At 63.5% G+C, this 975-nt stretch carries 2 protein-coding genes; both read left to right on the forward strand.

Features of this window, described 5'->3' with window-relative positions; genetic code table 11:
- On the forward strand, nt 1–257 hold a 257-nt coding region (locus EOC06_RS00005), incomplete at its 5' end, for an HAD family phosphatase (RefSeq protein WP_164898410.1).
- Nucleotides 258–410: 153 nt separating this feature from the next.
- Nucleotides 411–975 (forward strand): PfkB family carbohydrate kinase (locus EOC06_RS41385; protein ID WP_245469250.1); only part of this gene is annotated, 565 nt, incomplete at its 3' end.

The following is a 975-nucleotide window of genomic DNA, read 5'->3' on the forward strand; positions in this document are numbered from 1 at the left end:
ACCATATGAGTCTCACAATCAGCCTCGACGACGTGTCGGCCGGCAAGCCCGACCCCACGCCCTATCGCGAGGCCTGCCGGCAGCTCGCCGTAGCTCCAGGGTCGGTGGTGGCCGTGGAAGACAGCCGCACCGGCACAAAGGCAGCACGAGCCGCCGGTCTGTTCGTGGTCGGCTATCTCCCCAGCGGCGGCCTGCTCGGCGACGTCGATCTCAGCACCAACCGCCTGTCGTCGATCCTGGACCTGTTTCCCGGCTGAGGGTTTGCGCGTCGTTCCAAGTGTGCGCTTGACCATGCATGCAGGTTTGTAGCGTGATGGCAGCTGATCGATTCACATCGATCCGGTAGGAATCCTCTTGCGCCTCGGCGTCGTGAAACCGCGAACGACACCACACCCAGGATTGGACGCTTGATGAACGACCTCCCCCGAACACTTGCAGCGGACTCGCTCGGGCCAACCGTGACGATCGGAGAAATCCTGGTAGAGATCGTCGCGAGACAGACGGGCACCGGCTTCCGGGAACCTATCGACCTCATTGGTCCCTTTCCGAGCGGCGCGCCCGCCATCTTCATCGATCAATGCGCACGTATGGGCGGAGCGGCCGCAATGGTGGGCGTGGTCGGCGACGACGATTTCGGCGCCGTCAACATGGAGCGCCTGAAGCGGGACGGCGTAGACACTTCCGCCATCGCTGTTTCCCCGGATTATCCGACGGGCAGCGCCTTTGTTCGCTACCGCACGGACGGAAGCCGCGATTTCGTCTACAACATCGCCAAATCCGCCGCCGCTCGACTGGAATGGACCCCGCAGGTCGAGGCGCTGATCGCGCGTTGCGGGCATATCCATGTCATGGGAACGGTGTTCGCAAGTCCCGCAGCCTGGGCGATCACCGAACGCGCGATCCCGCTGATCAAGGCACGCGGCGGCACGATGTCGCTCGATCCGAACCTGCGCAAGGAATTGCTGGCTGTCTCTT

This window comes from Mesorhizobium sp. M7A.F.Ca.MR.362.00.0.0, from assembly GCF_004023175.1.
Lineage (GTDB): Bacteria > Pseudomonadota > Alphaproteobacteria > Rhizobiales > Rhizobiaceae > Mesorhizobium.